General features: G+C 71.8%; 10 protein-coding genes. 2 read left to right on the top strand and 8 right to left on the bottom strand.

The genetic code is table 11. The annotated features are described in order from the left end of the window. Positions 1 to 46: 46 nt before the first annotated feature. Entirely contained in the window at positions 47 to 1,282 is a 1,236-nt protein-coding gene (locus tag PKD06_RS16925; RefSeq protein WP_324382164.1) for an argininosuccinate synthase, read from the top strand. Positions 1,283 to 1,413: 131 nt separating this feature from the next. Here PKD06_RS16925 and PKD06_RS16920 read toward each other — a convergent pair whose 3' ends face one another. The 7 genes from PKD06_RS16920 to PKD06_RS16890 are packed head-to-tail and all read right to left on the bottom strand — an operon-like array spanning position 1,414 to position 5,624. Continuing rightward, positions 1,414 to 2,058, bottom strand: a complete 645-nt coding sequence (locus tag PKD06_RS16920) for a DsbA family oxidoreductase (RefSeq protein ID WP_324382162.1) — start codon at positions 2,056 to 2,058, stop codon at positions 1,414 to 1,416. After that, on the bottom strand, positions 2,055 to 2,651 hold the full coding sequence (locus PKD06_RS16915) for a DsbE family thiol:disulfide interchange protein (RefSeq protein WP_324382160.1): 597 nt from the start codon (positions 2,649 to 2,651) through the stop codon (positions 2,055 to 2,057). Before PKD06_RS16915 ends, PKD06_RS16920 begins: the two co-directional genes overlap by 4 nt. Then, entirely contained in the window at positions 2,644 to 2,793 is a 150-nt protein-coding gene (ccmD, locus tag PKD06_RS16910) for a heme exporter protein CcmD (RefSeq protein WP_324382159.1), read from the bottom strand. The genes PKD06_RS16915 and ccmD overlap by 8 nt, the downstream gene beginning before the upstream one ends. After that, complete coding sequence (locus PKD06_RS16905; protein ID WP_324382157.1) at positions 2,793 to 3,566, bottom strand: heme ABC transporter permease; 774 nt, start codon at positions 3,564 to 3,566, stop codon at positions 2,793 to 2,795. The genes ccmD and PKD06_RS16905 overlap by 1 nt, the downstream gene beginning before the upstream one ends. Before the next feature lie 53 nt (positions 3,567 to 3,619). Next, positions 3,620 to 4,276 (bottom strand): heme exporter protein CcmB, encoded by a 657-nt coding sequence (gene ccmB / locus PKD06_RS16900; protein WP_324382155.1) that lies wholly within the window; start codon positions 4,274 to 4,276, stop codon positions 3,620 to 3,622. Next, the gene (ccmA, locus tag PKD06_RS16895; RefSeq protein WP_324382153.1) at positions 4,276 to 4,917 is read right to left on the bottom strand and encodes a heme ABC exporter ATP-binding protein CcmA; all 642 of its coding nucleotides are present in this window, start codon (positions 4,915 to 4,917) and stop codon (positions 4,276 to 4,278) included. The genes ccmB and ccmA overlap by 1 nt, the downstream gene beginning before the upstream one ends. A 53-nt stretch (positions 4,918 to 4,970) precedes the next feature. Then, positions 4,971 to 5,624: a DNA-3-methyladenine glycosylase 2 family protein gene (locus PKD06_RS16890; protein ID WP_324382151.1), complete on the bottom strand. Its 654-nt coding sequence runs from the start codon at positions 5,622 to 5,624 to the stop codon at positions 4,971 to 4,973. A gap of 110 nt (positions 5,625 to 5,734) precedes the next feature. Here PKD06_RS16890 and gluQRS point away from each other — a divergent pair, with 110 nt between their 5' ends. Next, positions 5,735 to 6,601 carry a tRNA glutamyl-Q(34) synthetase GluQRS gene (gene gluQRS, locus PKD06_RS16885; RefSeq protein ID WP_324382149.1) on the top strand — a complete coding sequence of 289 codons (867 nt, stop codon included), beginning with the start codon at positions 5,735 to 5,737 and terminating at the stop codon, positions 6,599 to 6,601. Between the two features lie 23 nt (positions 6,602 to 6,624). Here gluQRS and PKD06_RS16880 read toward each other — a convergent pair whose 3' ends face one another. After that, a complete protein-coding gene (locus PKD06_RS16880) occupies positions 6,625 to 8,688 on the bottom strand; it encodes a M23 family metallopeptidase (protein WP_324382146.1) in 2,064 nt (687 codons plus the stop codon). Positions 8,689 to 8,926: the final 238 nt, after the last annotated feature.

Genomic DNA, 8,926 nt, shown 5'->3' with positions numbered 1-8,926 from the left:
GGCCGCCGGAGGCTGGTAAGGCGCGCCAGCCTCCCCGGAGCCTCGCATGTCGGACAAGAAGCAAGTCAAGAAGGTCGTGCTCGCCTATTCGGGCGGCCTCGACACCTCCATCATCCTCAAGTGGCTGCAGACCAACTACCAGGCCGAAGTGGTGACCTTCACCGCCGACCTCGGTCAGGGCGAGGAGCTGGAGCCCGCGCGCCAGAAGGCGCTGCTGCTCGGCATCAAGCCGGAGAACATCTTCATCGAGGACCTGCGCGAGGAATTCGTGCGCGACTACGTCTTCCCGATGTTCCGGGCGAACGCGCATTACGAGGGGCTCTATCTGCTGGGCACCTCGATCGCGCGCCCGCTCATCGGCAAGCGCCAGATCGAGATCGCCGAGCAGCTCGGGGCGGATGCCGTCTGCCACGGCGCGACCGGCAAGGGGAACGACCAGGTCCGCTTCGAGCTGGCCTATTACGCGCTGAAGCCCGACGTCACGGTCATCGCGCCCTGGCGCGAATGGGACCTGCGCTCGCGCGAGGCGCTGATCGACTTCGCCGAGAAGCACCAGATCCCGATCGCCAAGGACAAAAGGGGCGAGGCGCCCTTCTCGGTCGATGCGAATCTCCTGCATTCCTCCTCCGAGGGGAAGGTGCTGGAGGACCCGGCCGCCGAGGTGCCCGACTACGTCTTCTCGCGCACGATCTCGCCCGAGGAGGCGCCCGACATCCCGACCGTGATCACGATCGGCTTCGAGCGCGGCGACCCCGTCTCGGTGGACGGCAAGGCGATGTCGCCGGCGACCTTGCTCAAGCATCTCAACGATCTCGGCCGCGACAACGGCATCGGCCGGCTCGACCTCGTCGAGAACCGCTTCGTCGGCATGAAGAGCCGGGGCATGTACGAGACCCCGGGCGGCACGATCCTGGCGCTGGCCCATCGGGCCATCGAATCGATCACGCTCGACCGCGGCGCGGCGCATCTCAAGGACGAGCTGATGCCCAAATATGCCGAGCTGATCTATAACGGCTTCTGGTTCTCGCCCGAGCGCGAGATGCTCCAGGCGCTGATCGACAAGTCGCAGGAGCTGGTCTCGGGCACGGTCCGGCTCAAGCTCTACAAGGGCGGCGTCCACGTGATCGGACGCGAGAGCCCGAACACGCTCTACGACCAGGATCTCGTGACCTTCGAGGAGGGCGCCGTCGCCTATGACCACCGCGACGCGGCGGGCTTCATCAAGCTCAACGCGCTCCGCCTGCGCACCCTGGCCCAGCGCAAGAAGAAGCTCGGGCTGTAGGGCCCGCCCCTGTCATCCCCGGCGCGCCGCAGGCGCGGGAAGGGGATCCAGGGGGCTCGCAGGCGGCTTTGGATCCCCTTCCCGGCCCTTCGGGCGCCGGGGATGCCAAAGGGGGCGCCCGAAGCGCGTCCCTATCCCGCCGCCGGAGCCCCGGCCCGCTCGCGCAGGGCGGCGATCCATTGCTCGGGCGGCTGGGCGCCCGACACGGCCCATTCGTTGTCGACGATGAAGAAGGGCACGCCGGAAATGCCGACCTCCTGCGCGCGACGCTCCAGCGCAACGACCTCGCGCTCGATCTCCTCGCTCGCGAGCGCCGCGCGGCTTTCCTCGGGGTCGAGGCCGGCGGCCGTCGCGATGTCCAGAAGGACCTCTTCCGCCCCGATGTCGCGCGCCTCCTCGAAATAGGCGCGGAACAGGGCCTCGGCGACGGCCCCGCCCCGCTCGTGGCGGGTCGCATGGGCGATGAGCTTGTGGGCCCGGCGGGTATTCGGCGTCCGCGCCATGCGGTCGAACGCGAAGGCGATGCCTTCCTCGGCGCCCCGCGCCGTCATCTCGCGGTCGAGCTGATCGGCGCGCCCGGCGCCGAACTTGGCGCGGCGATAGTCCTCGCGCGCGATGCCTTCGGCGGGCATGTCGGGGTTCAGCTCGAAGGGAAGCCAGAGAATTTCCGTCGAATCGGCGAGGTCCGTCTCGCGGAGCGCCCGCTCCAGGCGGCGCTTGCCCATGAAGCACCAGGGACAAATCACGTCGGAAAAGACGACGATCGACAGCGTCACGGCTTTCCTCCCCGGGCGGCGGCCTTCACCGCCTCCATGAAGCCCGCCATCGCCTCGGGCGTGAGCGGGCCGACATGCTTGTGGCGGATCGTGCCGTCATCGGCGACGATGAAGGTCTCGGGCACGCCGTAGACGCCCCAATCGATGGCGGTGCGCCCCGATTCGTCGCGGCCGACCGCCTCGAACGGATTGCCGAGCCCCTGGAGGAAGCGTGCGGCCGCCTCGGGCTTGTCCTTGTAGTTGATGGAGACCATGCGGATGCCGGGCTCGGCCGCGAGCTGTTCGAGGACCGGATGCTCGACGCGGCAGGGCGCGCACCAGGACGCCCAGACGTTGACGACGGTGACGCCGCGGCCCCGCAGGTCGGCGCGGGCGAGGCCGGGGAGGGGCCCCCCTCCGGGCGCCGCGACGCCGGGGAGCGGGGGCAGGTCGAAATCCGGCACGGCCTTGCCGATCAAGGCGGAGGGAAGCCGCGAGGGATCGCCCGCCGCGAGCCGCGCGGCGAAGAGAATCGCGAGGCCGGCAAAGATCAGGACCGGCAGGAGCACGAGGATGCTGCGGCCCTTGCCGGAGGGGAGGGGCGTCTCAGCCATGGCCGGCCCTTCCCCTGGCTTCGAGGCTGGCGACTTTCCGCGCCTGGGCGCGATAGTCGAGCACGGTATGGAGGACCAGGAGGCCGATGCCGATCCCGGCGGCGCCATAGGCCGACCAGATGTAGAACGCGTAGTCGCCCATCAGGCCGATGCCTCCTCCAGGGTCGGGGCGAGGGCGGTCGAGGGCTCTTCGAGACGCTCGATCTCGAGCAGCGCGAGGCGCCGCGCGCGCCGCCGCAGCACCTCGGTCCGCATCGCCAGAAGGTGCAGGGCGAGGCCCAGCAGGGTGAGGGCCAGCGCCATCACCAAGAGCGGCACCAGGATCGCGGGATGGATGGTCGGGCCGTCCATGCGAAACACCGAGGGGCCCTGGTGCAGCGTGAACCACCACTCGACCGAGAACTTGATGATCGGGATGTTGACGAGGCCGACCAGCGTCAGGATCGAGACCGCCCGCGCGGCCCGCGCCGGGTCTTCGATGGTGCGCCAGAGCGCGATGATGCCGCAATACATCAGGAACAGGATCAGCATCGAGGTGAGCCGCGCGTCCCAGACCCAGTAGGTGCCCCACATCGGCTTGCCCCAGAGCGAGCCCGTGACGAGGCAGAGGAGCGCGAAGGTCGCCCCGATCGGCGCCGCCGCCTTCTGCGAGACATCCGCCAGCGGATGGCGCCAGAGCAGCGAGCCGAGGGCGCCGAGCGCCATCGCGACGTAGAAGAACATGGCGAGCCACGCGCAGGGCACGTGGATGAACATGATCCGCACCGTCTCGCCCTGCTGGTAGTCGGATGGCGCGACGGCGAGGGCGAGATAGAGGCCGATGGCGGCGACGAGCGCCGTCGCCGCGGCAAGCGGCGGCAGGACCGGCCGCGACCAGCGCATGAAGGTCCCGGGATTGGCGAGACGCGCGAGCATGGAAAGCCTCTAAGCCGAGGGAGCGGCGGCGGGCAATGCGGCGTCCGGCCCCGTCACTCGGCGTGGCGCAGGGCGGCGGCGGCGGCGAGCGTGCCGACGACGCCTGTCGCGAGCGTCAGGGCGAGGAGCAGGAGGAGCGCCGAGGGGGCCGCCTCGCCGAGTGGATCGGCGGAGGCCGCCCCGAAGATGAGCGTCGGCACCGCGAGCGGAAGGATCAGCACGGCGAGGATCAGCCCGCCGCGCCGCAGGCTCGCCGTCAGCGCGGCCCCGATCGCTCCGAGGAAGGTGAGGGCCGGCGTGCCGACGAGCAGCGAGAGAAGCGCGAGGCCCATGGCGCGCGGCTCCATCGCCAGGAGCAGCCCGAAGAGCGGGGAGGCGAGGGCGAGGGGCAGGCCCGTCGTCAGCCAATGGGCCGCGACCTTGGCGAGGACGAGGATTTCGAGCGGCGTCCCGGACAGGCGCAGCAGGTCGAGCGAGCCGTCCTCCTCGTCCGCCTGGAAGAGGCGGTCGAGCCCGACCAGCGTCGAGAGGAGCGCTGCGATCCACAGGACGGCCGGCCCGATCCGGGAGATCAGTTGGAGGTCCGGCCCGAGCGCGAGCGGGATCAGCACGACGATCATCAGGAAGAAGACGAGCCCGAGCCCCCCCGAGCCGCCGATCCGGCCGGCGAGAAGGAGGTCGCGCCACAGGAGGGCCCGGAAGGCCGCCATCAGGCCGTCCCCGGCCGCCCGAGCCTCAGCGTCCGGGCGCCGGGCAGGGGGAGGGGGGAATGGGTCGCGGCGAGGATCGCGCCGCCCGCGGCGCGATGCGCGGCCATCAGCTCGTCCAGCAGCGCCTGGCCCTCGGCGTCGAGGGCGCTGGTCGGCTCGTCGAGCAGCCAGAGCGGGCGCGGGGAGACGAGCAGCCGGGCGAGGCCGAGGCGCCGCCTCTGTCCTGCCGAGAGATAGGCGGAGGGAAGGTCGGCCGCCGCTCCGAGGCCCACCCGCGCGAGCGCCGCCCCGATCTCCAGGCCCCTGCCGCCGAGGCAGGCGGCCGAGAATCGCAGGTTCTCGGCCGGGGTGAGCTGCGCCTTGAGCCCGTCGCGATGTCCGAGAAGGTGAAGCCTCTCCCCGCGCGGCCCCTCTCCGGGCGCAAGCTCGATCCGTCCCCGCTCCGGCCGCAGCAGCCCCGCCAGCGCGGCGAGGAGGGTCGATTTGCCTGCGCCGTTGCGCCCGGTCACGACGAGGGCGTCTCCCGCCTCGAGCCGGAAGCTCACCCCCGCGAGCACGCGCCGCCCGGCCCGGATGCAGGCGAGATCGGCGACGTCGAGGCGAAAGGCCGCGGGAGCTTCAGCGAGGTCGGAGGTCGCCATATGCGGGGTCTGGCAGGCTCGATCGAGTTGGGGAAGGCCGGGACGCCTCCGAATCAGGCGGCCAGGATGCCCTCGCGCGTCTTGATGCGCCGGTAATGCGCCCAGAGGAGGCCAGCCGCGACGCCCCGCCAGGGACGCCAGTTCTCCGCCATGGCGAGCAGCGCCGCCGCGTTCGGCCGCGCATCGAGCCCCGCCGCGTCGCGCGCCGCCTCCTGCAAGGCGAGGTCGCCCGCAGCGAAGGCGTCGGCATGGCCAAGGCAGAAGAGGAGGTAGATATCGGCCGTCCAGGGCCCGATTCCGCTCACGCCCGTCAGCAGGCGATGGGCCGAATCGGCCTCGTGCTCGTGCAGCGAATCGAGAGGGAGGGCCCCGCCCTCGACCGCGGCGGCGAGGGCGCGCAGCGTCCGCATCTTCGGCCGCGAGAGGCCGGCGGCCCGCAGGCGCTCCTCGGAGGCCGCCGCGACGGCCTCCGCCGTCAGGGGCGCCAGCTCGGCGAGGCAGCGGGTCCAGATCGCGGCCGCGCTCGCGATCGAGAGCTGCTGGCCGACCACGATCCGCACGAGGCCCGGAAAGCCCGGCTCGTGCCTGCGCAGAGGCGGCGGACCCAGGTCCCGGGCGAGGCGCCGCATCAGCGGATCGCGGCGGGCGAGAGCGCGCGCGCCGCGCGCCATCGCGTCCGGGGAATCGAGGATCAGCCTGCGCGCCATGTCCCGTGGCTAATCGATGCGATCGAAAAGGGGAACGGAGCCGTCGCCAGCGCGCTTGCCGCGGGCGGCCGGGGGCTGCACATCTCGCCCTCGAAAATCCGGCACCGGCGATGAACCCAGCGACCTTCCGATTCGCGCCGAGCCCGAACGGGCGGCTGCATCTGGGCCATGCCTACAGCGCGCTCCTGAACGAGCGATTCGCGCGCGGGGCCGGCGGCCGGCTCCTGCTGCGAATCGAGGATATCGATCCCGGCCGCACGCGAGAGGAGCACGTCCGGGCGATCTGCGAGGATCTCGCCTGGCTCGGGCTCGCCTGGGAGAAGCCGGTCCGGCGCCAGTCGCGCCACCTCGCCGATTACGCAGCTGCGGCGGAGCGCCTGCGCGGCGGAGGCCTTCTCTATCCCTGCTTTTGCAGCCGCGCCGAGGTCGCCCGGAACGCGGCGCGGCTGGGCGCCGCCGCGCCTCGCGACCCCGACGGGGCCTTCCTCTATCCCGGAACCTGTCGCGCCCTATCGCGTGAGGAGGCCGCCACCCGGATCGCCGCCGGCGAGCGGGCCGCCTGGCGGCTGGATATGGCGCGCGCACGCCTCGCTGCTCCCGCGCCCTTGTCCTGGAGGCGATTCGGCCTCGATTTCGGGGAGGAGGAGGTGCGGGCCCGGCCGGAAGGCTGGGGCGATGCGGTGCTCGTCCGCCGGGATACGCCGACGAGCTATCACCTCTCGGTCGTGGTGGACGACGCCCTCCAGGGGATCACCCACGTCGTGCGGGGGCGCGACCTCGAGGCGGCGACCGATCTGCACCGGCTGCTCCAGGCCCTTCTCGGCCTGCCGCGCCCCCTCTACCACCACCATGCGCTCGTGCGGGACGAGGCCGGCGCCAAGCTCGCCAAGAGCGCCGGCTCGGCCTCGCTCGCCGATCTGCGCGAAGCCGGGGAGACGGCCGAATCGATCCGCCTGCGGCTCGGCTTCGGCGGATAGCAAAGGCTGCCCGAAAGGCGCCCTCAGCCCCCCGGGGGGCTCGCCGCGACCTGGCTGACGGTGGCGCCGCGCTTGGCGATCGCCATGATCTGGTCGCGCTGGCGGTTGAACTCGGCGAGGGAGCGCCCGTCCAGCTCCCGCCCTCGCGGCACGCGGATCTTCATCGGATCGACATAGGTGCCGTTGACGATCACCTCGTAATGCAGGTGCGGCCCGGTGGAGAGGCCGGTCGTGCCGACATAGCCGATCACCTGGCCCTGGCGCACGCGCACGCCGGGGGCGATTCCGCGCGCGAAGGCGGATTGGTGGTTGTAGGTGGTCACGTAGCCGTTGGCGTGCTGGATCTCGGTCCGGCGCCCGTAGCCCGAGGCCCAGTCGGCCTTGATGATGGTGCCGTTGCCGGCCGCGAAGATCGGCGTGCCGATCTTGTTCGCCCAGTCGACCCCCTTGTGGCCCCTGGCATAGCCCAGGATCGGATGGATGCGGAAGCCGAAGCCCGAGGTGAGCCTCGCCTCGAGGATCGGCTTCCTCAGCAGGAACTTCTTCAGCGAGCGGCCTTCCTCGTCGAAATAATCGACCGTGCCGTCCTCGCCCTGATAGCGGAAGACGCGGCGCGTCTCGCCGCCGGTGGTCAGGACCGCCTCCAGCAATTCCTGCCTGTCCCCGGCTTCGTCGTCCGAGCCAAGCACCAGCTCCAGCGAATCGCCCTGCTGGACGCGCCGCTGGAAATCGACGTCGTAGCCCATGACGCGGACCAGCTCCTCGACCACGGGCCGCGGGATATCGTGCTTGGCCGCCGCCTCGTAGACGCTCGCGAAGAGCTGCGGGCCCGTGCCCTCGTCCTCGTCGTCGCTCTCATCGCCTGATTTCGAGGCCGGCCCGCGCTGGTCGGCGCGGCGCTCCTCGACCGGCGGGGCCACGGAGACGAAGGCGCGCCGGTCGTTCATCGCCGCGATCGCCTCGATGCCGCGCTCGCCGTAGAGCAGGGCGCGGACGATGGTGCGCGGATCGCCCTGCTTCTCGCGCGGCGCGAGGAGCAGGCGGAGCTGGAGGCCGTCCAGCGGCCTGTCGCGCCCGAGGAGGGCCGTCATCGTACGGGCGTCGCCGGGGGGAGCGCCGTTGGCGCGCAGCACGGCTTCGAGCGTGTCGCCCCGCTTGAGGGGCACGACGCGGTCCTCGAAGGCCGCCTCCGCCGAGCGCTCGCCGGGCTTGGGCAGGTTGGTGACGTTCTCCGGCACGACCCTGACCTCGATCGACCGGAAGGCGCCGTCGCCCGGGCGCGGGGACAGGGAGGGCACAAGGCTCGGAGGGCCCGCGCCCACGGCCCGCGGCAGGAAGCTCGGCGTCGGCAGGGCGAGAAGTCCGGGGCCGCCCTGGCGGGCCGCGCCGGCCCGCAGTTCCGCGGCGACCTGTGCCGCCGCGTCCTGGTCGCCGAGAGTCGGGCCGGAGGGGTCCTGTACGAGGGTGGCGAGGTCCGTCTTGACGATCGAGACCTCTTCCGCATCCGCCGTTTCGGGCGGCGGCTCGAGGGCGCGCTCGTTGTCCTGTCCGGACATGAAGCGCATCGGATTGAAGGCGGGAATCGAGGTGGCATAGACCCCGGTCGTCATCGGCAGGGCCGTCGCGACGCGGGTGAAGGAGCGCATGCGGATGACCTCGCGCTCCCCGCTGCGAATCGTCATCGGGGCCCGGAACGTCTGCTTGGCAGAGGCCACCGTCTCGGTCCGCACGAGCTTGTCGCCCTTCTTGAGGGCGTCGCCCGCCTCCGCTCGGCGGGGCTGGGCCAGCCCCTCCGTCTCGGGCGCCTCGATGACGTCGGTGTCGCCGCGCTGGGACACGACGATCGCCGAGCCGATCAGGAGGAAGCCGGCCAGGGCGGTGAGCACCGAGGCGCCGAGCCAGCGCACGCTCAGGGCATGGCGATGGCTCGAGACGGTCGGCGCGTCGAGATCGAGCGGCGGCTCGTTGCCGAGCGCTGCCGCCGGCCCGAATCGCCGAATCGGAACGGGGCGCGGCGCCCGCGCGCCTCTCGGGCGGGAGGCGGGACCGGGCGGGACACGGCGCGTATGCAGGGAATAAGCGCTCAAGCCGAAGGCCGCATGAGAAGGCGCCGCCGCGGCGGCGACCATCGATCGTCGAGGGAAACCATGCCCGCTCTTCCTGCCAGTCACAACGCCGGGAGCCCTTGGGAACCCGCCCTTCGGAACCTGCCCTCCCGCCCCGGCGTTCTCAAGGGTCCGTGTGGCGGGACGATGGCCGTCCCGGCTGTCGCCGCCGGCGGATCGACAAAGGAGCGCGCGTGCGGCGCGCGCTCGCGCGTGTCTC

Source organism: Enterovirga sp., from assembly GCF_035325185.1.
Classification (GTDB): domain Bacteria; phylum Pseudomonadota; class Alphaproteobacteria; order Rhizobiales; family Beijerinckiaceae; genus Enterovirga.
The sequence above is the reverse complement of the archived record's forward strand: the minus strand, read 5'-3'. Positions and strand labels throughout refer to the sequence as shown.